The following is a 21,013-nucleotide window of genomic DNA, read 5'->3' on the forward strand; positions in this document are numbered from 1 at the left end:
TTTCAGTATGCAAAAATACGGTATTTTACATAATTTAAAGTCTATTTAACATTCAATTTATGCTTATTTAGGAATATTCTAAAAAGAGGGATTTATTTTGCTGTTCTAGCTTCAAATAATTTGATGTAAATGAACGTGCCCATTTTGCGAGCTCTGTTTTTTGCAATGCTTGTTTTATCGCCTTCAAAAAGTGCATCTAAGGTTTGAATCCAGTGATTGAGCCAAATTCCAAAATGCTTTTCATTGATGATATGATGTATTGCGGCATCAACTTCAATATGCTTTTCTAATGGATTTCCTTTGTATTTATTGACGAAGAACAAACTGCTTTCCCAAAAATCTGTCAAATGCTCCAAATGTGCATCCCAATGTTGAATGCGATTGTTAAAGATTGGACCTAAAATTTCGTCTTTTCTAATTTTTGCGTAAAACGTCGTCACCAATAAATGAACATCTGCCCTATTTTGAATATCTTTTTTCATTTGTTAGACTTTATTAGACTTGTTAGACTCGCTAGAATTGTTAGACCTTTTTAGACTTGTTAGATTTTTTTCAATAATTCAATCAAAAAACACAAAACACAAAAATAGCCAAGTTTAGTATGTTTGCACCAAACTCAGCTATTTAATAACTTATATGAATTAAGGAAACTTTATGCTTTTTTAATTTACAATGCATTAAAAATGATCGCAAACATACTGAATAGCAAGCTTATGATTAACATGTTGAAAACCCATTTTTCTCTAAGCTGTGCTAAGATTGCTGCATTGTAAAATGAAGTCAATATTACACAGAAAAATAATTGAATTAACCCTGACATGTTATCCAATCCGTTCATTAAAATATACATTGCCGCTATTCCTCCTAAACAACTCTGTAGAATAATTGTTAACGGAATGTACATGGTGTATTTGTCTTTAAACTCGCTGTAATATTGTGTGTATAGTGTCATGATGTTATGTATTATTGTTTTTATTTTTGACAAATATCTACACTCTCAATATTTTAAAATATGATATTGGTCATATTTGGTGTTTTTGTCAGGATAAAACCTTCTTTTTCGTATCAATTCACTTTTATAGACAGAAAAGTAGTTCCGTAAAGTTTTAAAAACCACAAAGTGTTGTTATTTTAGCGGCATGATACAAATGGTCATTTTAGGTGCTGGAAATTTGGCGCAACATTTATATACGGTATTTCGAGCTACAGAAGGCTTAGAAGTTGTTCAGGTATATAACAGAAGTCAAAAAGCATTGTCCTATTTTAACGCTACAAATACAACGACAAGCTTAAAAGAGTTGTTAGAAGCCGATATTTATATAATCGCTGTTGCGGATGATGCCATTGCTGCCATCGCTAACAAATTGCCATTTACAGATCGTTTGGTAGTGCATACTTCAGGAAGTGCGAGCATGCATATGTTGCACAAAAAAAACAGGCGCGGAGTTTTTTATCCGTTGCAAACCTTTACCAAAGGCGTCAAAGTAGATTTTACTAAAATTCCTCTGTGTTTGGAAACGGGCGAAAAAGCAGATTTTAAGATTTTAAAATCAATTGCTGATGCGATTGGAAGCAATTCGTATAAAATTAGTTCAGAGCAACGTCGTGCCTTGCATGTTTCGGCTGTTTTTGTGAATAATTTTAGCAATCATATGTATCGAATTGCGCATGAAATTAGCGAAGCCAATAATGTTCCATTTGAAATTTTACATCCACTCATTCAGGAAACTGCGAATAAAATTCATACGTTAACGCCGTACATGGCACAAACTGGTCCTGCAAAACGTGGCGATCAAAAAACCATTGACGATCATTTGGAAAAACTAGACAAAGACATTCACAAAGAAATATATACATTGCTCACGCAATCAATTGCAAAAACCTATGGAAGATAAAAGCTATAAAGAATATTTAAATCAAATTACCACGCTCATTTTTGATGTTGATGGTGTATTGACTGATGGAACTGTAACCGTAACTTCCTCTGGCGAAATGCTACGCAGAATGAATATTAAAGATGGTTATGCACTCAAAACTGCCGTTATAAAAGGTTATAATGTGTGTATCATTTCTGGCGGAACCAACGAAGGTGTTCGCAAGCGTTTGCAAGGTTTGGGAATTACTGATATTTACTTAGGTGCGCATCAAAAAGTTGTTCAATTAGATGAATATCTGACGAAGAAAAACATCAAGCTTGAAAATGTGTTGTACATGGGCGACGATATTCCTGATGTTCCTGTGTTAAAACAAGTAGGTTTGTCATGCTGTCCGCAAGATGCCGCATATGAAGTATTGGAAATTTGTGACTATATTTCGCATGTCGATGGTGGAAAAGGCGCGGCAAGAGACGTAATTTCGCAAGTGATGAAAGTACAAGGAACTTGGGACGAGAATTTTGACGCAAAATACGATTAAACCTAGATTCATGACAAAGTTTCTACAACTCATTCGGTTTCCAAACTTAGTCATGATTGCCTTGACACAATTGCTGTTTTTTTATTATTGGATTGTTCCTTTTGATAAATGCTATATTAAGATTGACCTATTTTCATGTGTAGTTTTGGCAACAGTTTTCATTGCCGTAGGCGGAAATATTATCAATGATATTTTTGATGTAAAAACGGATCGCATCAACAAACCACACAAGGTTTTTATTGATACGTTTATCTCAAAAAAGAATGCATATCTAGGCTATTTCTTGTTCACTTTCGTGGGAATTGGCTTGGGAAGTTACGCTGGTTTTATGATTGACCGTTGGTGGATTTCTTTACTATTTATCGGAATCGCTGTATTGTTGTTCTTATATAGTTCATATTTAAAAGGCTTTCCACTAATTGGAAATATTGTAGTTTCTGCTTTGGTTGCCAGTAGTTTATTCATCCTGATTGCTTTTGATAAAGGACATACCATTCGTGGAAAACACTATAATTATTTTAAAGATGTTTCGCTCATTGCAATTTATATCTATGGAACTTTTGCTTTTTTAATCAATCTCATGCGAGAATTGGTCAAAGATATTGAAGATGTAAATGGTGACTATAACGCAAATATTTCTACGTTACCAATTGTTTTAGGAAGAAATAGAGTTAACAAAATTATTGCGATTTTAGCAGCGCTTTTAATTTGTTTTATACTATATATAACAAGTATTTATCTTCAAGGAAAAACGGTCACAACGGTTTACACATTGTTTACAATCTTATTACCGCTTTTGTATTTTATCATCAAAATTTGGCAAGCAGATTCCAAACGAGAATACAAAATGCTGTCTTTATTGTTGAAATTTATCATGTTATTCGGAATTCTTTCAACAATTATATTTTATTATTTTGATCCTATTGATTTGATTGAATTGTTATTATCTTAAAAATTATGCTCGAAACACTTTCTTCAACATACCATATTATTTTAGCTTCTGGTTCGCCAAGAAGACAGCAGTTTTTTAAAGATCTAGGATTAGACTTTGAAATCCGTTTAAAATCTGTAGATGAAGTTTATCCTGAACATTTGCAACACCACGAAATTTCAGATTATCTCGCACAATTGAAAGCTTCCGTTTTTAAAGATGAATTGAAAGAGCATGAGGTTTTAGTGACTTCCGATACCGTTGTTTGGCACGAAGGCGTTTCGCTAGCAAAACCGCAAGATGCACAAGAAGCTTTTGATATGATAAAAGTTATGAGCGGAAAATGTCACGAAGTCATCACGTCTGTTTGCTTTACCACTGCGACTTCTCAAAAAACAGTACATGAAATCACAAAAGTGTATTTTGAAAATATGACAGACGATGAAATTTGGTATTATGTCAACAATTTTAAACCATTTGACAAAGCTGGCGCGTACGGCATTCAAGAATGGATTGGTTACACAAAAGTTGCACGTATTGAAGGTTCGTATGCGAATGTAGTAGGTTTACCAACGCATTTGGTATACAAGGTTTTATCTGAGATTGAAACGTTGTTTTAATATAGAAAATGTTGAATTTTGAATGTTACATATTGAATTGCTGTGTACTTAGAAATTCTTGTACTTCAAATTTCAGAGCGTGTCAATCGAGCTGACGTTTGGGAAACCCAAATATGAGTTCATTTATACATATTAAAAATGAGATTACTATTTATCTTCTTATTAACCATATCGTCAAACTTCGTCTTTGCGACAAGTCCGCAATTACCTGATTTGTTAAAAATTGGCAATGATACTATTTACATCTATACATTACCGCTGGAAGGACTTTCCCAAGAAAAATTTGACAAACTATCTCACACGATTTCAAAGTTTGAAAAAGGCTTACATATTGGCACAAATCTTTGGCGAGGATTTCAAGCTGTTTGGGAATTCAAAAACAACCAACTGTACTTAACAGATATTAAAGATGCAAAGCACAGCAAGAAAATTCTACAAACTGTATTCCCTCATTTTAAGAATGGTGTGGTAAAAGCTACTTGGTTTTCATCCTTTCTAGTCATTCCAAAAGATAAAATGTTACGATGGGACGGAGTTGCAGAAACTACTTATTTGAAAGAAGAAATTTTACACTTTAGAAAAGGGAATCTAAAAAAACGAAAGCTACTTGACAATCATATTGAGGTTGAAAATGGAATTTCAAGAATTAACCAAAAATCAATTCCTAAAATTCTCTTTGAGCAAGTTAAAAAACTAGATTGGGAAACACTTTCCAAAGATTATTGCGATGATAAATACATCATAACTATTGGCAAAAAAGGAAAAGTGACCAAAGTTAAAATTGCTTCTTTTTCAGAATCGAAATGGGATATTTTTTGGGACAATTTCAGCAATAGAAAGTGCAATAGATTGATTCGTAAAAACTTACGTGAATTGCAATTTGACATCATAAAATGGCATGGAAAACCTATAAAAGAAACTTATGAACTAGATTTATTTTATGATGATGATGAAAAGAAACTCAAAGGCTACTTTATAAATTAATTTTAAGCTTTTTTGTTATAAAGTTTCAAATTTATTACTCCAACTTCGCTTTCAATATAGCTCTTTGTTTTGCTTTGTATGTCGTTTGAATTTCGTCCAAATAATTCAACGCTTTTAATGCTTTTTCGTTTTCATCAAATTTTACATGAATTAATGCGCCATACCAATAAATTTGTGGTGTAAATCGTGTTTTTTGATGTTTTATTTCGCGAAGAATATCCAACGCTTCTTTTTCTTTCCCTAAGTTGAGTAAACTCATGGCTTTGTAAAATGAAATTTCCACATCTGGATTGTCTAATCCTGCTTGAATCAAATCAAAAGTTTTAATCGCTTCTTCGTAATTTTTAGCTTCATAAGCGCGCGTTGCTTCTGTAAGCAACATTCCATCACTTGGTCCGCGTGTCACAGGTTGCAATGCATTCGGATACGGTTCAAAATACGTTGCATACAATATTTCATTTGTATTTGCTTGTTGAATAATGTAATTCCCAAGCAACCCAAAAAACAGTAATAATACAATCGCAATTGCCAAACGTTTGTAACTTCTGGAAGGTTTTTCAGTAGCTTCAGATGCTTCCTGAGTCGCTTCAAAAGTTTGCAAATGTGACTTTAATTGGTCTTTTTCATGCGAACTAATGGCGGCATGAACATTTTTAAATTCAGCTACAGCATTGGCAAATTCAGGATTCGATTTTAATAAAGTATCAAACTGCTTTTGTTCGACTTCATCCAACGTTCCTTGTATATATTTTTGAATCAATTCTTCGTTTTCCATTAATTCGGTTTTATCAGTGCGATTAATTTTTTCAAACACCTCGATTTGTGACTTTTCACGGTGTTCGCATCTTTGTAATGCGTTTGCTCAATGATTTCTTTTACCGTTAAACTACGATAATAGAACAATTTTAAAATATGTTGACAGCTTTCGCCTAAGTGACCAAAATACTTTCGCAATTGCGCTTGCTCATTGGTTAGCGTACTTTCATCCAATACCATTTCTTCATAATCATCTTCTACAATTATGCCACCAACAAATAACTTTCGTTCTTTCAATCGGTCATAAATTTTATGTTTTCCAATACTGAATAAATACGTTTTTAACGTACTTTTTTCTAACTGTACTTTTTTACGAATAAAATTTTGATACATCGCAATAACACTGTCTTGATACACGTCGATCAAATCTTCTTTTTCCAATTGGAATCGCAAACCATAATTTATAAAAGCTTCTTTATAAAGCACATAAACTTCCTCTAACGCTTTTTTGTCATCATTGCGCAATCGTGCTTGTAAATCTAATTGTTGCTTTTCCATTCAGTGTCGTATCAGGGCAAAAGGTTAACTAGGAAGTTAAGATTTTTTCAAATTTGATTTCAAGTTTAAATTCAACTTAAAAAAAATTCCCTGCGATGTTAACCTTTCTTCCTGTAAATATATAAAGAGGAAACGAAACGTAATAAATCATGAAAACAATTTTTAAAATGAGCGCTTGTGTTTGCTTCTTTTTGGCGGCACAAAATGCGAATTCGCAACTCTTAAAGCGTATTCAAAACAAGGTAGAAAATAAAGTGGAGCAAAAAGTGGAAGAAAAAGCCATGGAAGAAGCCGAAAAAGCCGCAGACAATATGCTCGACAAGGTTTTAGGCAATAAAAAAGCTTCAAAAAACAAAAATGCTGGTAATTCCTACACCTTCAATCAAAGTATTACGCTTGAAATGGAAGCCGATGGAAACGACAAAGCTCAAATTGAGTTTTTATTTGAAAAGAAAAATCCGAACATTATTTGCATGAAACTAGATAATGGTGGCGACGATTCTGGTGGACAAGTCTACACAGTGATTACACCAACATCTAGCATTATGTTTATGGACATGCCTGGAATGAAGATTAAAAAGAAAGTGACCAACGAAGAACTAGGTCAGTTGGATTATGCTGATAAAGTTCCGCAGAAAAGTGATTTGGTAAAAACTGGAAAAACGAAAACAATTCTTGGATATACCTGTCATGAATATTTCTACGAAAATGATGGTGGAAAAGTACATGCGTGGGTTTCAAACAACTTCCCTATTAAAGGCAAGTTTGTACCAATTTTAGGAATGAAAAATGATGGTCCGTTTGAAGGTTTTGTGATGGAACTCAATTATGTTTCTTCTAACGAAAGTGCCACCATGAAAGTGATTAAAGTTGATACAAACGCAAACGTACAGATTGACGCAAGCGCATACAAATCAATGTAAAAAACCAAATCTCAACATTAAAAAAATCAAAATGAAACATTTATATATTCTATTATTTTTATGCACTACAGCTGCTTTTTCTCAAAGTAAAAAACACTTTATTACCATTACATTTAGTGACGGACCATTACAAGGAACACACACATTTTATCCTGAAAAAGGAAACTTTGCAAGCCAAGCAAATATTGAGTTTTTTGAAGGTGCAAGTAATGTAAACGCTTCCAAATTGACAACTGAAAGTGGTTTTCAAGTTCATTACATCAACCGTTATTTTTTGGGAGAACCAACAGTTGGAACACACCAACCAAAACCGAGTACTTCAGGTTGTGGAAGCTTAAATTTTATTGATTTGAAAGGCAATCAAACTTACGATCGAATTAATGGAGATTTTACAGGTTGTAGCACTACAAAAATTACAAAAGTAACACCTTGGAAAGAAGGTGTCGTGAAAAAACGCAGAGTCGTTTCTGGAGAATTTGAAGATACACTTACCATGGAAATTCGCATGGATGATGGTTCTAAAAATACCATAACTAGCAATGTAAAAGTGAGCTTTTCTGTGAATCAATCTAAAATGAAATAAAAGTAATACGATGAAAAAAATACTACTCGGACTTGTAATGCTTTTAGCAACGCAAGCAAACGCACAATATACCTTTGAGCAAATTGATATTTGGTCGGGAAGCAACGGAAGTTCTCCAACGTACATCACAGAAATGAACGGTGAAATGTACTTTCAGGCATTTGAAATTACACCTTCATTTAAAAAATTATATAAAAGTGATGGTACAGAAGCTGGAACACAAATTATAGCTACCAATTTGAATGGCGGCGGCGGTTATTCTCCAGAATCATTCTATGTGATGAATGGCGAATTGTACTTTTCGGCATTCGTTTCTGGCATAGGACAAGAATTATTTAAAACCGACGGAACTGACGCGGGCACAGTTTTGGTAAAAGACATCAGAAGTGGTTCGTCAAACGGTTTGGATTTTAATTCGAATGATATCAATCAATTATTTGTGGAATATAACAACGAATTATACTTCCGCGCATACACTAATTCTTCTATAGAACTTTGGAAAACAGATGGTACCGAAGCTGGAACAGTTTCCGTAAAAAACTTTGAAGATGCACAAAATGGCGCACCAACATTTATGACAAAACCTGGTAAAAATATCATCGGTGTTGTATTTGACGGATTACTCTATTTTTATGTAAATCGTAACGGAAACGGTGAATTGTGGAAAACCGATGGAACAACCGCAAATACAGAACTTGTTCGCAGTAGTTTGGATAATATTGCTGAAATGATCGTTTTTAACAACGAATTATACTTTACTGCTGAGGATGAAAATACCAATAACGGACGTGAATTGTGGGTTACCGATGGAACTTTTGCAGGAACAATCATCAAGCATGATATTTTTCCAAACAATCTAAATCCTGCATTTGGCACTGGAAGCAATCCTTCTTATTTGACTATTTTTAACAACGAACTCTACTTTAAAGCAAGAAGCTACAACGGAACTTCTGGACAAATTATTGGTTCGGAACTCTGGAAAACGGATGGAACCACAGCAAGTTTAGTAAAAGATATTGACACGGATAATCTTGCTAGCGGATTGAATATTCCAAATTTTACTGAGTATAACAACGAATTGTATTTTGTGGCTTCTGACAATACTACTTCCGATTTTGAATTGTGGAAAACAAACGGAACAGAAAGCGGAACTGTAAAAGTAGTAAGTGCTACCGATACAGGAGAATCTATCGAGTTTTTAAGAGCAATTAATTACGCCAACAAACTTTTCTATTTTGATTCCCAACAATTGTGGGTTACGGATGGAACGCCTGCGGGAACAGAAGCATTAACAGGAAGCTCTGAAGAAATTATACAAGTTCAGGTCAATTCATTAATTGAATACCAAAATAAACTCTGGTTTGCTGGAAACAAATCTGGCAACGGAACCGAACTGACAAGTCTGCAAGATGCTAGCGTGTTAAATGTTGAAAGTTTTGAAACAAACGCAATGAACATGTACCCAAACCCTGCTTCCAACATGATTCAATTTTCCAATATTACGAATCAAATGCAATACAACATTTACAATACTTTAGGACATTTGATTGCGCAAGGAAAATTAGAAAATTCACAAAAATCTATAGACATCTCCACATTTACTAGCGGAATGTACTTGGTTGAAATCACTTCCAAAACGCAATCAAAAATATTTAAACTACTCAAAAACTAACCAACAGATGAAAGCACGATTTTCACTTCTTCTCCTGATGCTTTTCTATAGCATAAATTCATTTTCGCAAACACGAGGTATCAATTACAAAGCTGTGATTGCTGATACTAACGGTTTACCTATGGCAAATCAATCGGTTACTATTCAATTTACCATTTTTGAAGGAAACATGGCGACCAATATAGTATATCAAGAAACACATACAACTACCACAAACGCCAATGGAATTGTAATTGTGAATATTGGAGAAGGCGTGAATGTTTCTGGAGATTTTCAAATGATTAATTGGGGATTTGACACACATTTCGTAAAAACGGAAATAGATTCTGGAAGCGGATTTGTAGATTTTGGCACAACTGAATTTAAAACCGTTCCATATGCATTACATGCAGAAACTGTAAGTGCAACAGGCGATGTAAGTCCTTTTTCGGAAGCAACTCCAAACAGAATTTCGGCAACGAATACAAATGCTGATTTTGTAGTTGGAAGCACAAGTACGGAAGATGAAAACAATGTCAATTTGGATGGCAGAATGTTCTTTGATAAATCGAAAGTTGCCTTCAGAGTAGGTTCTGTTGACGGTACACAATGGAATGATAGCAATCGTGGCTTATATTCGTTTGCCGCAGGTAGAAACACTAGAGCAAATGGCGTTGGGACAACTGCTTTTGGAAAAGATACACAAGCAATTACTTCCTATTCTACTGCCTTAGGCGATGGAACAATTGCTGGCGGATATGCATCTTTGGTCGTTGGAGTTGGTACAAAATCGAACAACTCAAGTCAGTTTGTAAATGGTACATACAATGTAGAAGATAATAGTGCTTCACTGATTGTTGGTAACGGAACAAGCGATACCGAACGTCAAAATGCATTTGTAGTAAAAAGTAATGGAAGTATCATTGCTGGTTCGAATCAGTTTGAAAATGATTTTAGCACAAACAACGACGATAAACGCTTCTTTTTTGATAAAAGTAAAGGCGCATTGCGTGCAGGAAGTACCAATGGAGGAACCTTTAATTACTCCTATTGGAATGATGCAAACATTGGTGAAAATTCTATTGCTTTTGGATTAAACACTGTTGCTACAGGCTATAACGCTGTCGCTCTGGGAGAACAAACCACTGCATCTGGTAGAGGAGCCATTGCTGTAGGAAGACATAATTTTGATGATCCTGATGCTATATTTATGGTAGGAAACGGATCTCCAGGACCTTTTAATTCTTCATTAAGTAGCACCGCTTTTAAAGTAATGATCGATGGAACAGTAAATATTGATGATTTATCTGGAACTGGAACGCGAAATGTAAAAGTAACTGCTGATGGAGATTTGGTGGCGAGTATAACAAATACTAAAAATTATTCAATTGGTCCGTATGATTTTGAAGCGAGTTTTTCGGATGCTCAAATTAGACGAAACTTTACTTTTGTATATCTTTCTGACAATGTTGCAGAAAGAGCTATAACAGCACCTGTTCATTTACCAGATGGCGTTACTATTACTGGATATACAGCAAACTATTTGGATAATTCGACAAGCACAAACCTTCAATTTTCTTTATATCGTATTTCTGCTACTAATGGATCTTCCGTTGTTTCTATAGGTTTATTTAATAGTTCTGGAAATATGAGTAGTAATAGATCAGACGCAGTAACAGGACTTTCAGAAACCATTGATAATGAAAATTTCATGTACATAGTAAGAGTAATTCCAATCAACGGACAAAATTGGGATGTGCCTAATACAAATGTACGATCCATACAAATTCAATATCAAGAAAATTAAAAAAATATCCTATGAAAAATATAATATTAGTGATTGCATTTTTGATTTCTTATGATACGTTTGGGCAACAACTTTTAAAGAGTAGTATTGATAGTGGTGGCAACATAACTACTGTTGAAAATATTCAAATATTATACACTTTAGGGGAAACTTTCACAGGAGAATATCAAGGAAGTATGACCATTTCAGAAGGTTTTATTCGTGCAAATCTTAAAATTAAAATAAATCCAATTGTTTTTTTACAAGGTCCATCGTTAAGTCCAACTACTGTCGGTTTAATGAACGACGATTTACGATCAAACGATTTCATTCCAACCACAAGTCCATACGCAGATAATGCAACTGTTAATGCTTCGGTATTTACTACAACAGGTAATAATGCAATAGTAGATTGGGTTTGGGTAGAATTAAGACAAGCAAATGACAATACAAAAATTGTAGCGGCAACATCAGCATTACTGCAACGCGATGGAGATGTCGTTGCCTTAGATGGAAACTCCTCATTAATTTTAAACGCACCACCTAGCAATCATTATGTAGTCATAAAACATCGGAATCATTTAAGTGTCATGTCTGCAAATCCAATTGCTCTTACTGAAGCCAGTACAACAATAGTCGATTTTACAGACACTGCATTTGCAACCTTTGGCACAAATGCACAAATACAATTAGCCAACAATTCTATGGCACTTTGGACAGGAAATGTAAATGGTGATGATATTGTGCAATATTCAGGCACAAATCCAGATGTACCAAGTATTTTATCGGAAGTATTAAATGATTCGGGCAACTTTCTCAATTTCCCAACCTACGTCGTAAACGGATATAATATCCACGACATCAATATGGACGGAAAAACACAATATACAGGAACTGAGCCAGATTCTCCAATAATTCTTCAAAATGTCTTAGCGCATCCAGGAAATTTTTTAAACTTTAGTACCTATCAAATACAAGAGCAATTACCAGAAAACTAAATATACACTAAAACAGTTCCCGCAATCAACAAATAACAATGTCGGTTTTTTACGTTTCGAATTGTTATACTTATGGACGGTTGTGAATCAACAACATACGATTCACATACCGTTCATATAAAATATAGTGCTATTCATACATTAAAAGTGCAATCTCACAAAGAATTTACAAATTGTTCGCACGACTTTATGTATCTTGAATGAGATTCCCTAAAAAAACCCAGTAAGTGAAAAAAATTATACTTTGTATTATTATTTCATGTTTTCTTTCTTCGTTGCAATTTTTGCATGCGCAAGAAACACCACAAACTATACTGAAATCTGCCACAATTGCATACAATGCAAAAAACTACACCAAAACGCTAGCACAAACAGAAAAAGCCATTGATTTATTGGCTACAAATACAAAACAATTAGACAGCTTAGCAACCGCAACACTCTACTTTTACAAAGGTGCTTCTGAATATTACTTACAACGCTTTGATGTTTCTATTGAATCATACAACAAAGGAATTATATCTTGTCCAAAAACTGATGCAGGAATAAATTACAAAGCAGAATTGCATTACGAACGTGCATTCTCTGAATACGAATTGGGAAGCTATCTCGATGCTTTCGAAAGTTCAAAAAAAGCGGCTTCCATCATGGAAACTGTACAGCAACCAAACTACGATTATTTACTTTCAATTTATGCCGATATTGCAGGTTCGGCAGCAAGTTTTGGTTTTCAAGAAGAAGCGAACAATTACCTAAAAAAAGCACGACAATTATATGCAACACATAAAGACAATATTGCTACTGTAAAAGATGAGGTTTCCAAACCCGTATTGTTTCAATACAAAGCGACGGAAATTTTAAGCAATAAAACTGTTTTTACGGAAAAAGACATTACAACACTCAAAAAACATATTCAAAATTTAGAAAAAATAAAGCGTCAAAAAAGATTCAACACTGCAGAAAAACGCATGTATGCTGTTGCACTAAATATGTTGGGCGACGCATATTTACGAAAAGATTCAGTAACAATTTCCGATTGCAATTTGGCACATGCAAACCTTCAAAAAGCGCTTCAAAACTTAGACAAAACATATTACGAAACACATTATTATCAATTTCAATTCAACAAAGCAAAAGCATTTAAATTTGAAAAGAAATACAAACAATCTGTACGATTAATCAATTCATTATTAAAAAAATTACCAAAAAATGATGATCGTCGCTCTTATTTTGAAGCAGAAAAGGCTAATATTTTACTTGCGTTAGATGAAAAACAAGAAGTCATTCATTCCCTAGAAAATTCCATAGTTGCCATTCACAAAGGAAAAAGTCCATTAAAAAAAGAATTTTCAAACTTTGTGCCGAGTTATGACTTAAATGAAACGGGCATTTTAGTGGAAATGGCAGATGCAATCGTAAAAAAATATCCAAAAGATCCCACAATACTTTCGCTTGCCTCCAAAATGTATAAATTAGGATTAATTCAGTTTGAAAATTGTTATCGTGAAGAACGTTTCAACGACAAACTCACTACGTATTACCAAACGGCGATTGGTGGAATTTTAAAAATGAAAAAACTCGGTTTTGGTCATCACAATTTCAACATTGAAACATTACTGAACCGAATGGAAGTGATTGAAAATAGATTGGCTTGGAAAAAATTTCATCAAAGTAGATTCTTGAATAAAACCAATATTTCTGATGCATTGATCCAAAAAGAACAAGCATTACGAAAAGCTTTGGTTATTGCAAAACGCAGAAAAGACACAACTGCTATTTTTGATTATGAACGAAAATTAAAACAGCAATTAACAACGTTAAAACAACAATTTCCTAACATTGCCAACTTTGCTTTTGAAGCGTTTGATATCAACGCAACTCAGGCAAACATGAAACCTTCTCAAGTAATTGTAAAATATCAAAAAATTGGCGATCAATTGATTGTTTACAAAATCACAAAAGATCAAATTGATTTTTATGAATTAGACAATTCAACGGAAATTTTAGCAACTGTTGAACGTTATTACAATCAACTTAGCAAGCAACAAGAAGACAAAAAAATCGCAAATGCTTTGTATAAAAATTTGTTTCCTTTTGAAACTACAAATTTTAGCGCGCTCACCATTATTCCTGATAATGTTTTGCATTACTTGCCGTTTGAAACCTTAATCACCACAAATGAAAAGTATTTAATTGAAGAAGCTACGATCAATTATGCAACACATTTGGTATTTGTTCATCACAAAAACGAGTCAAATCTGACTTTAAAAAATGACAACCTTGTGGTATTTACGCCACAATATCCAGAAAAAAAGGGAAACATAGGGCAACTTGCGTTACGTGATAACAAATATCGTTTGTATGGCGCAGAAAACGAATCAAAATCGCTCAACACTATTTTTCCAAGTAAACTTTTTGAAGCTGTTTTAGCGACCAAAGACAATTTTATCAAATATTCTCGCAAAGCCAAAATTATTCACTTGGCAATGCACGCAAATGTGAACAACGAAATACCAGAATTGAGTCATTTATTATTCAATGAAAATGACAAAGAAACCAAAATGTATCTTGAAGAACTGTATGGATTGCACCTCAACTCTGAGTTGGCCGTTTTAAGTGCATGCAACACAGGCAAAGGCAAATTAGACGCTTCAACAGGAATGGTTTCACTCAACAGAGCGTTTACTTTGGCTGGCGTTCCATCAACTTTGGCGAGCTTATGGGAAGTTCCTGATAAAGTAACGCAGGAGATCATGGTAGATTTCTACAAAAACCTTAAAAAAGGGGAAAACAAAACACGTGCGTTGCAAAATGCAAAGATGAATTACCTAAAAAATACGGACGATGCTAACTTTAAAAAACCGTTCTATTGGGCAGGATTTGTGTTGCATGGTGATACGGCACCAATTCAACTAAAACAAGAAGCATCTTTCAGTTTCATCTGTATCATTGCTGCCATCATTACCTTATTAATTATTGTAATTGTAAGTTTTCGAATTCGAAAAAATACATTGAAGCTGTTTTAACAGTTTGAATGATTAGTAGTATTGCGAAAAATTGGAGAGAGAATTTAAAATAAGAAATTTGCTTATAGATTACTTTTTTAAGTTCTTTTATTTTATTGGTTTTTGTTTAGTTCCTCGAAAATTAATGATTTCAATTAATTGCTTTTTAGGTCGAACTCTGTAGATTACATAATTATTTTTATCAATAAGTGCTTTGTGAACATTAGTGAAATTCCCCGTTTGAGGATAAATTTTAGGATATTTACTTATACGGTTCAAAAGATCGCTTATCTGCTTTTCTAAATTTAGAATTTCTCTTGTGTCCACTCTTTATCTAAATACTCTAAAACCTTCTCTAATCCTTGTAGTGCTTGTGGTGTCCAAACAATTTTTAATGCCATTTACCAAAGCGTTTCATTACTGCATCATTAGCTATACATTCATTATTATCTGCTTGCGCTAAACCAGTTTTAATTTCTTGCTGTTCACTTTCAGACATTTCACTCCACCAATCTGCTTGTTCTTCATCAAAAACAGATTTGAGTTTCTTAAGAATACTTTCTTTCTCTGTCTGTAATAAAAGATGCATTAATTCTAATTTTGTGGCTTCGATGTTCATAATCTAACTTTTTGTATAACAAAGATAGTTTTTTATCCGCAAACTTTATATCAAACATTTTTAACGATATAATTCCTTTTATTACTTATTTAAAATTTCATGTAAAGCAACTTTCGATATAATTTTTTCCAAAAATCAACACCTTATAAAATTCATTGATAATATCGTCGTTTTTAAATATCTTTATAAAAAAACGATGAAATCCATTTCCCGACAACTTATTTTAGCAGGAATTACCATTATAGGAACCATTATTGCCTGTTCGAATGTTAAAAATGACGCTTCCGCAGAAACGACAAAAAATATAACTTCAACAGTAAAAACTACCACCAAAAAACCTGCACAAGCCACTTCAGAAGCTTTTAAAAAGTATTGGTATGCAGGAGAAGCCGAATTGACTTCCTTCGAATTGGAACAAGCGCGCTATGGCGAAATTCACAAAGGAAAAGCAGTGTTAATTTATGTAACAGAAGATTTCAATCCTGAGAAACAGGTAAAAGCAGATCAACAACGATCGAATAATGTGTCAATTTTAAAATTGAACGCTACCAAAAAATTTTACACCGGAATCTATCCGTATAGCATCATGTCGAGCACATTTTATCCTGTAGCCAACAACCAACATGCGATTAAAGTGACATCTTCCATGCAAGAATGGTGTGGACATGTTTTTACACAACTTAATAACAGATCAGAATTTAACGTACAATCGTATTCGTATTTTGAAAGTGAATCCGATCAAAAGTTTTCCGTTGAGAAAGCAATTTTAGAAGATGAATTGTGGACAAAACTCAGAATCGATCCGACACAATTACCCGTGGGAACTCAACAAATCATTCCTGCTTTTGAGGTATTGCGTATGAAACACATTCCGCTAAAAACATACAAAGCTTCTGCAACATTAACAACCTCTGGAGCAACATCAACTTATACTATAAACTATCCAAAATTGAACAGAAAATTAAGTATCAACTTTAATACTAGCTTTCCGCACGACATTACAGGTTGGACTGAAATTTCAACAAGCGGTTACGGAAATTCTGCAAAAACATTAACTACTAAAGCTACGAGAATCAAACAATTGAAAAGTCCATATTGGTCAAAAAATAGCGTAAAAGATAGCGTTTTACGAAAAGAATTAAGATTATAAATTCCTACAAAAATACTGACGTTTCAATAGCAAACTAATAGTGCTTATACGGTAAAACCGTAACGAAATGTTGTAAATATTTCCGAATTTTATAATAATAATCTGATAAATTATTTACTAAGTATATTTAAGTCATTATTCCACGCCTTAACCTGCTGGCTTAGATATCATCTCATTTAGAAAAAGGATACAATATGCCCTTATTGTATCCTTTTTTCTTTTTATTATATTCATATAAATGCTACTCATACGAAACTCCCAACATTTCATCAATCGTATTTACGGTAACTGAATGATAATTTGGTCGTGCTTTTTCATAAATTCGTTTAGCTTCATCTAGTTTCCCATTTCTTTTAAATGCCTTGTAAATTGTAGAAACATACCAACGACGACCAACAGTCATCAAAAAGTTTTCTATTTGTGCATCAACATTATTGCCGTGGTAATCATGATTGATGGCTTGCTCAAACCAAACCATTGCGATATAAGAATTTGTAGCATTTGAAAAATTACAAGCGCTGTCTAATTCTTCAAACAATCCGTCGTATAGTTCTTCAGGAATGTTTCTAATGAAATGTATTTTTTGTTGAATGTTCCAATCTTTTTCACAAACTTCCTCCGCACTAATCGTTTTGTATTGCCAATCAGACAAAACTTTGTTTACTTCTGAAAATTTATCTGAAATAATTTTGGAAGCATTCCCAGGAATTCCAGCTTTGTAAACCCAAGTATCTACGTTAAATTCAACATTATTCTTTAACAATAATTCATCATGTAAATAGTTGACGAACTTCTCTGTAGTCATGGTAGAAAACGCGTGCTTGTTGAAATAATCTTTTAAGAAAGCGTCCATTTTTTCACGTCCCACTTTTTCCTCAAGTGTTCGCAAAAACAAATATCCTTTGTCGTAAGCAATGCTATTCATTCCGTCATCCGGATTTTTTCCTTCTAAGTCTAACTTTAATCGTGTCGCTTCTGGCTGATTACGGAAGTTTTTTATTTCTTCAGATAAATCTTGTCTTCCAATAGAAGCAAGCATGTTTGCATATTCTTTTCCGTACAACGCTTCCATAATACGCATTTCAAAATATACGGTAAAACCTTCGTTGAGCCAAAAATCGTTCCAAGTAGCATTTGTTACTAAATTCCCTGACCATGAATGTGCCAATTCGTGTGCAATTAAACTTGTCAAACTACGATCGCCGGCAATTACAGTTGGTGTAGCAAACGTTAATCGCGGATTTTCCATACCACCAAACGGAAAACTTGGAGGCAGTACTACGACATCAAACTGATCCCAAGCGTAGGCTCCGTATAAATCTTCAGCAGCTTTCACCATTTTTTCCATATCTGCAAATTCGTAATGTACTTTATCAATCATTGACTTTTCAGCATACACACCAGTTCTAGGACTGATTTCTTTATAGACTAAATCACCAACTGCTAAGGCTATTAAATACGGTGAAATAGGTTGTTTCATTTCAAAACGATACTGTCCGCTGTCATTTTTTTCTTTTGGATTTTCGGCACTCATTATTGCCATCAATTCTTTTGGAACTTTCACTTTCGCGGAATATGTTAATCGTACTTGTGGACTATCTTGAATAGGAATCCATGTTCGCGTTAAAATTGCTTGTCCTTGCGTGAGTAAAAACGGGTGTTCCTTATCGGCAGTTTGCTGCGGATTTAAAAACTGTAATGCTTCTGTTTTATCTGTTGTTTCATACGTAATTGCCACAATTTTTGAATCAGCTTCAATAGGAATTATCAGCGCTTGTCCCAACACAGGATCATTCGCGCCAAGCTTAAATTTCACTTCCTTTCCATCTACCAAAGTTTGTTGAATCACTAAGTTTTTCGCGTCAAAAACAATTTCGGAAGCATTGATACTTTCTATTGTATATGTTGCCGTTCCTGTGATGATTTCCTTATCAAAATCAACATCAACATCTAATATTAAATGTTTTGCGACAGCTTCGTTTGGTTTTGCATACGAATGTGTATCGTTGGCATAATTGCTAATTTCTTTCATTTCTTTTTCGGTAGTTAAACAGCTTACAAAAAGTACGGTAAGCACTAAAAAAACACAATTTTTGAATGTTTTCATGGATATTTCTGTAATTATATAGTGAATCGATTTTCTCAAAACTACGGAAATTATTAAGAACTCTGCTAAACAACAGATTTTCAAATGTTAAGTATGGTATTTCCGTAATTAGTTTTCATTTGTTTTTTTTACTTTTCAGAGATAACCAAAAAAACATAACCATGTTAAAAAACATTTTAAACGTAAAAGGTGTAAAAGCGCTAGACAAAAAAGACCAAAAAGAAGTTAATGGAGGAAGAACTAGATTTTGTGGCGGAACTGGCGGGATGCCCATTAATTGGCCACAATCACAATGTTATGGTTACGGAGTTCAGTGGTATAATGGACAATGTTAAGCTTGTTATTAATTGTAGTAATTTAAAATATGAAGAAAAAACAAATCAAAGTATTAAAACTTAACAAAAAATCAATTTCCAATTTGGAAAGAACTGCTGTAAAAGGTGGTTATGAATCAAATAACGGTTCTTGCTTTTGGCAAGATTGTCCATCTAACGATCCTAATTTTATGAGCGATTGCTATTGTCCGTATGATGGTGGAAATGATGGAGGAAACAACACAAATAACTGTCAAACACAAGCCAATTGTGGTTCTGGCGGTTCTTGTGATTGGGAAGATTGTTAAACACTATTAATTTTTTAAACGTAAACTTATGAAAAAAAGAAAACTGAAAAATCTGCAACTCAACAAAAAATCGATTTCTAATATGGAAACGACCGCTCCAAAAGGTGGACGCGATTCTAACAACAGGCAATGTTATTCAGAGCAAAACATCACAGCATGTTACTGGGAACCTCGCTGTGAAACTATTCACCCAAGACTTTGTTCTTAGGTTAATCACATAAAACAAATTTATACAGAGAGCGAACTTCGGTTCGCTTTTTTTGTCCCCACAATTTTTCAGTGCTTCTCCGCATATGTTTTCAGTGTTTTTCCTGAGATTTCTTTGTTGAAATGTCGCGTTCTTTGAACCTGTGAAACATAAAATATAATTACAATGAAAAAAAGAACAATCAAACAATTAAGTTTAGGAAAAACTAAAATTTCTACGTTAACGATTTCAGGTGTTACTGGAGGTTTGCCAACGACTCAACAATCTCAAAACTGTCCAGAGCCAATTCCATTACCAAATACGTTTCCTGCGCCACTTCCCTTAACGCAAGACACCATAATTTGTACACTGAATACATATACTAGACTTTTATCTGGTTGTGAATGTTAATACTAAAAAAATAGTAGACTTCGGTTCACTTTTTCTGTACTCCTTTACACCTAGTTTATTACAATTCACGGAATTGTCTGTAAGGTTACTATAATCTTTCTTCAACCATAACTACTTTTATCTCATTATTAATTTTAAAACGTAATATTATGAAGAAACGTAATCTTAAAACCTTACATCTAAACAAAAAGTCAATTTCTTCTTTTAACTCAACAAAGACCAAAGGAGGTGCTTTTTCTCGTCGAAACGGTTCATGTCTTTGTTCATTTACCTGTGAACCTACAGAAACAGTAGCTTTTTGCGAAACGTGGGCGACATGTTATCCTTTTGAACTTACAGATTTTTGTGAACCTACACCTTAAAACAAAAAATTAGAACATTCGATTTATTGTTGATGATACAAAAGAAACTGGCATAATTTTTATAAAAACCATCAACCGTAAATAATTTTAGTTAGTAGTTTTATATTACATAAGCAAACTTCGGTTTGCTTTTTTTATTGTGCTGATTTTAACATACTTAAGCAAGTCTCATTAACCACTTGGAAAAATTCAATAAAAACGATAACATTAGAAGTCTATAAAGCTAAGTTCAGTAAAATAATTCGCTATCATGAATTTGTGTAAACGTGAAAATAGCTAAAGTTACTGTTGGTTCCTGTGTAAAATTTCGACAAAAGTTAAAGAACGTTAAAAACTAGATTTCCCTAG

General features: G+C 33.7%; 22 protein-coding genes. 16 read left to right on the top strand and 6 right to left on the bottom strand.

The features are described 5' to 3' along the window. Positions 1-92: 92 nt before the first annotated feature. Both KAOT1_RS08500 and KAOT1_RS08505 read right to left on the bottom strand, forming a co-directional pair. Positions 93-482, bottom strand: a complete 390-nt coding sequence (locus KAOT1_RS08500) for a group III truncated hemoglobin (protein ID WP_007094362.1) — start codon at positions 480-482, stop codon at positions 93-95. A gap of 185 nt (positions 483-667) precedes the next feature. Continuing rightward, the gene (locus KAOT1_RS08505) at positions 668-952 is read right to left on the bottom strand and encodes a hypothetical protein (protein ID WP_007094363.1); all 285 of its coding nucleotides are present in this window, start codon (positions 950-952) and stop codon (positions 668-670) included. Between the two features lie 187 nt (positions 953-1,139). On the opposite strand from KAOT1_RS08505, the gene KAOT1_RS08510 reads away from it, so the two are divergent. From KAOT1_RS08510 to KAOT1_RS08530, 5 genes are all read left to right on the top strand, one after another. After that, positions 1,140-1,895: a Rossmann-like and DUF2520 domain-containing protein gene (locus tag KAOT1_RS08510; protein WP_007094364.1), complete on the top strand. Its 756-nt coding sequence runs from the start codon at positions 1,140-1,142 to the stop codon at positions 1,893-1,895. Next, entirely contained in the window at positions 1,885-2,415 is a 531-nt protein-coding gene (locus KAOT1_RS08515) for a KdsC family phosphatase (protein ID WP_007094365.1), read from the top strand. Before KAOT1_RS08510 ends, KAOT1_RS08515 begins: the two co-directional genes overlap by 11 nt. A gap of 10 nt (positions 2,416-2,425) precedes the next feature. After that, positions 2,426-3,367 carry a geranylgeranylglycerol-phosphate geranylgeranyltransferase gene (locus tag KAOT1_RS08520; protein ID WP_007094366.1) on the top strand — a complete coding sequence of 314 codons (942 nt, stop codon included), beginning with the start codon at positions 2,426-2,428 and terminating at the stop codon, positions 3,365-3,367. Positions 3,368-3,372: 5 nt separating this feature from the next. After that, a complete protein-coding gene (locus tag KAOT1_RS08525) occupies positions 3,373-3,966 on the top strand; it encodes a Maf family nucleotide pyrophosphatase (RefSeq protein ID WP_007094367.1) in 594 nt (197 codons plus the stop codon). 138 nt (positions 3,967-4,104) lie between these two features. Beyond that, positions 4,105-4,950 carry a hypothetical protein gene (locus KAOT1_RS08530; RefSeq protein WP_007094368.1) on the top strand — a complete coding sequence of 282 codons (846 nt, stop codon included), beginning with the start codon at positions 4,105-4,107 and terminating at the stop codon, positions 4,948-4,950. A gap of 34 nt (positions 4,951-4,984) precedes the next feature. Here KAOT1_RS08530 and KAOT1_RS08535 read toward each other — a convergent pair whose 3' ends face one another. Both KAOT1_RS08535 and KAOT1_RS08540 read right to left on the bottom strand, forming a co-directional pair. After that, positions 4,985-5,725 (bottom strand): hypothetical protein, encoded by a 741-nt coding sequence (locus tag KAOT1_RS08535; protein WP_007094369.1) that lies wholly within the window; start codon positions 5,723-5,725, stop codon positions 4,985-4,987. Continuing rightward, positions 5,725-6,264 carry an RNA polymerase sigma factor gene (locus KAOT1_RS08540; RefSeq protein ID WP_007094370.1) on the bottom strand — a complete coding sequence of 180 codons (540 nt, stop codon included), beginning with the start codon at positions 6,262-6,264 and terminating at the stop codon, positions 5,725-5,727. The genes KAOT1_RS08535 and KAOT1_RS08540 overlap by 1 nt, the downstream gene beginning before the upstream one ends. 149 nt (positions 6,265-6,413) lie before the next feature. Here KAOT1_RS08540 and KAOT1_RS08545 point away from each other — a divergent pair, with 149 nt between their 5' ends. From KAOT1_RS08545 to KAOT1_RS08570, 6 genes are all read left to right on the top strand, one after another. Continuing rightward, positions 6,414-7,187 carry a DUF4412 domain-containing protein gene (locus KAOT1_RS08545; protein WP_007094371.1) on the top strand — a complete coding sequence of 258 codons (774 nt, stop codon included), beginning with the start codon at positions 6,414-6,416 and terminating at the stop codon, positions 7,185-7,187. Positions 7,188-7,218: 31 nt separating this feature from the next. Beyond that, positions 7,219-7,770, top strand: coding sequence for a hypothetical protein (locus tag KAOT1_RS08550; protein WP_157560084.1), 552 nt, complete (start codon positions 7,219-7,221; stop codon positions 7,768-7,770). Positions 7,771-7,780: 10 nt separating this feature from the next. After that, positions 7,781-9,442, top strand: coding sequence for a T9SS type A sorting domain-containing protein (locus tag KAOT1_RS08555; RefSeq protein ID WP_007094373.1), 1,662 nt, complete (start codon positions 7,781-7,783; stop codon positions 9,440-9,442). A gap of 7 nt (positions 9,443-9,449) precedes the next feature. Beyond that, entirely contained in the window at positions 9,450-11,228 is a 1,779-nt protein-coding gene (locus KAOT1_RS21960; RefSeq protein WP_007094374.1) for a Haemagluttinin domain protein, read from the top strand. 11 nt (positions 11,229-11,239) lie between these two features. Beyond that, positions 11,240-12,205 (top strand): hypothetical protein, encoded by a 966-nt coding sequence (locus KAOT1_RS08565; protein WP_007094375.1) that lies wholly within the window; start codon positions 11,240-11,242, stop codon positions 12,203-12,205. A gap of 227 nt (positions 12,206-12,432) precedes the next feature. Then, a complete protein-coding gene (locus KAOT1_RS08570) occupies positions 12,433-15,228 on the top strand; it encodes a CHAT domain-containing protein (protein WP_007094376.1) in 2,796 nt (931 codons plus the stop codon). Between the two features lie 370 nt (positions 15,229-15,598). Here the strand turns inward: KAOT1_RS08570 and KAOT1_RS08580 are convergent, their stop codons facing one another. Continuing rightward, positions 15,599-15,826, bottom strand: a complete 228-nt coding sequence (locus tag KAOT1_RS08580; RefSeq protein ID WP_007094378.1) for a hypothetical protein — start codon at positions 15,824-15,826, stop codon at positions 15,599-15,601. A 196-nt stretch (positions 15,827-16,022) separates the two neighbouring features. On the opposite strand from KAOT1_RS08580, the gene KAOT1_RS08585 reads away from it, so the two are divergent. Continuing rightward, positions 16,023-16,976: a hypothetical protein gene (locus tag KAOT1_RS08585; RefSeq protein WP_007094379.1), complete on the top strand. Its 954-nt coding sequence runs from the start codon at positions 16,023-16,025 to the stop codon at positions 16,974-16,976. Positions 16,977-17,217: 241 nt separating this feature from the next. Here the strand turns inward: KAOT1_RS08585 and KAOT1_RS08590 are convergent, their stop codons facing one another. After that, the gene (locus tag KAOT1_RS08590) at positions 17,218-19,083 is read right to left on the bottom strand and encodes a hydrolase/aminopeptidase (protein ID WP_007094380.1); all 1,866 of its coding nucleotides are present in this window, start codon (positions 19,081-19,083) and stop codon (positions 17,218-17,220) included. Between the two features lie 161 nt (positions 19,084-19,244). Between KAOT1_RS08590 and KAOT1_RS22840 the strand changes: the two genes are divergently transcribed. From KAOT1_RS22840 to KAOT1_RS08610, 4 genes are all read left to right on the top strand, one after another. Next, positions 19,245-19,418 carry a hypothetical protein gene (locus tag KAOT1_RS22840; RefSeq protein ID WP_007094381.1) on the top strand — a complete coding sequence of 58 codons (174 nt, stop codon included), beginning with the start codon at positions 19,245-19,247 and terminating at the stop codon, positions 19,416-19,418. Positions 19,419-19,447: 29 nt separating this feature from the next. Then, the gene (locus KAOT1_RS08595; RefSeq protein ID WP_007094382.1) at positions 19,448-19,705 is read left to right on the top strand and encodes a hypothetical protein; all 258 of its coding nucleotides are present in this window, start codon (positions 19,448-19,450) and stop codon (positions 19,703-19,705) included. A gap of 373 nt (positions 19,706-20,078) precedes the next feature. Next, positions 20,079-20,303, top strand: coding sequence for a hypothetical protein (locus KAOT1_RS08605; protein ID WP_007094384.1), 225 nt, complete (start codon positions 20,079-20,081; stop codon positions 20,301-20,303). Positions 20,304-20,452: 149 nt separating this feature from the next. Then, the gene (locus KAOT1_RS08610) at positions 20,453-20,665 is read left to right on the top strand and encodes a hypothetical protein (RefSeq protein WP_007094385.1); all 213 of its coding nucleotides are present in this window, start codon (positions 20,453-20,455) and stop codon (positions 20,663-20,665) included. The last annotated feature ends 348 nt before the right edge of the window (positions 20,666-21,013 follow it).

It is taken from the genome of Kordia algicida OT-1, from assembly GCF_000154725.1.
Lineage (GTDB): Bacteria > Bacteroidota > Bacteroidia > Flavobacteriales > Flavobacteriaceae > Kordia > Kordia algicida.

Excerpts from the sequence above, each read along its gene's own strand:
- KAOT1_RS08500 (WP_007094362.1), bottom strand. The coding sequence starts at position 482 with ATGAAAAAAGATATTCAAAATAGGGCAGATGTTCATTTATTGGTGACG.
- KAOT1_RS08505 (WP_007094363.1), bottom strand. The coding sequence starts at position 952 with ATGACACTATACACACAATATTACAGCGAGTTTAAAGACAAATACACC.
- KAOT1_RS08510 (WP_007094364.1), top strand. The coding sequence starts at position 1,140 with ATGATACAAATGGTCATTTTAGGTGCTGGAAATTTGGCGCAACATTTA.
- KAOT1_RS08515 (WP_007094365.1), top strand. The coding sequence starts at position 1,885 with ATGGAAGATAAAAGCTATAAAGAATATTTAAATCAAATTACCACGCTC.
- KAOT1_RS08520 (WP_007094366.1), top strand. The coding sequence starts at position 2,426 with ATGACAAAGTTTCTACAACTCATTCGGTTTCCAAACTTAGTCATGATT.
- KAOT1_RS08525 (WP_007094367.1), top strand. The coding sequence starts at position 3,373 with ATGCTCGAAACACTTTCTTCAACATACCATATTATTTTAGCTTCTGGT.
- KAOT1_RS08530 (WP_007094368.1), top strand. The coding sequence starts at position 4,105 with ATGAGATTACTATTTATCTTCTTATTAACCATATCGTCAAACTTCGTC.
- KAOT1_RS08535 (WP_007094369.1), bottom strand. The coding sequence starts at position 5,725 with ATGGAAAACGAAGAATTGATTCAAAAATATATACAAGGAACGTTGGAT.
- KAOT1_RS08540 (WP_007094370.1), bottom strand. The coding sequence starts at position 6,264 with ATGGAAAAGCAACAATTAGATTTACAAGCACGATTGCGCAATGATGAC.
- KAOT1_RS08545 (WP_007094371.1), top strand. The coding sequence starts at position 6,414 with ATGAAAACAATTTTTAAAATGAGCGCTTGTGTTTGCTTCTTTTTGGCG.
- KAOT1_RS08550 (WP_157560084.1), top strand. The coding sequence starts at position 7,219 with ATGAAACATTTATATATTCTATTATTTTTATGCACTACAGCTGCTTTT.
- KAOT1_RS08555 (WP_007094373.1), top strand. The coding sequence starts at position 7,781 with ATGAAAAAAATACTACTCGGACTTGTAATGCTTTTAGCAACGCAAGCA.
- KAOT1_RS21960 (WP_007094374.1), top strand. The coding sequence starts at position 9,450 with ATGAAAGCACGATTTTCACTTCTTCTCCTGATGCTTTTCTATAGCATA.
- KAOT1_RS08565 (WP_007094375.1), top strand. The coding sequence starts at position 11,240 with ATGAAAAATATAATATTAGTGATTGCATTTTTGATTTCTTATGATACG.
- KAOT1_RS08580 (WP_007094378.1), bottom strand. The coding sequence starts at position 15,826 with ATGAACATCGAAGCCACAAAATTAGAATTAATGCATCTTTTATTACAG.
- KAOT1_RS08585 (WP_007094379.1), top strand. The coding sequence starts at position 16,023 with ATGAAATCCATTTCCCGACAACTTATTTTAGCAGGAATTACCATTATA.
- KAOT1_RS08590 (WP_007094380.1), bottom strand. The coding sequence starts at position 19,083 with ATGAAAACATTCAAAAATTGTGTTTTTTTAGTGCTTACCGTACTTTTT.
- KAOT1_RS22840 (WP_007094381.1), top strand. The coding sequence starts at position 19,245 with ATGTTAAAAAACATTTTAAACGTAAAAGGTGTAAAAGCGCTAGACAAA.
- KAOT1_RS08595 (WP_007094382.1), top strand. The coding sequence starts at position 19,448 with ATGAAGAAAAAACAAATCAAAGTATTAAAACTTAACAAAAAATCAATT.
- KAOT1_RS08605 (WP_007094384.1), top strand. The coding sequence starts at position 20,079 with ATGAAAAAAAGAACAATCAAACAATTAAGTTTAGGAAAAACTAAAATT.
- KAOT1_RS08610 (WP_007094385.1), top strand. The coding sequence starts at position 20,453 with ATGAAGAAACGTAATCTTAAAACCTTACATCTAAACAAAAAGTCAATT.